This window comes from Bowmanella dokdonensis (assembly GCF_017254865.1).
Lineage (GTDB): Bacteria > Pseudomonadota > Gammaproteobacteria > Enterobacterales > Alteromonadaceae > Bowmanella > Bowmanella dokdonensis.
Window position 1 is genome coordinate 1 of sequence record NZ_JAFKCV010000356.1, and the last position, 291, is coordinate 291.

Below are 291 nucleotides of genomic sequence, written 5' to 3' on the forward strand. Positions count from 1 at the left end.
TTGATTAAAAGTCAACTGCTCTACCAACTGAGCTAACGACCCACAATCTATGGAAGGTAGCAGATTTTCTCATTCGCGAAAGCTAGGAGAAAGTGGTGGGTCGTGCTGGATTCGAACCAGCGACCAATTGATTAAAAGTCAACTGCTCTACCAACTGAGCTAACGACCCACTTGTTTTCGTTGTCTGCTGCAACGGGCGCATATAATACTTATTTCAGAACCACGCGCAACCCAAATTTCCCAGAAAATGACATTTTTCTTTCTGAATGCTTTATTTATAGGCGGTATGTG

General features: G+C 43.0%; 1 tRNA gene. It reads right to left on the reverse strand.

Features of this window, described 5'->3' with window-relative positions:
• Positions 1-93: 93 nt before the first annotated feature.
• A tRNA-Lys gene (locus J0A66_RS22930) sits at positions 94-169 on the reverse strand.
• Between the last annotated feature and the right edge of the window lie 122 nt (positions 170-291).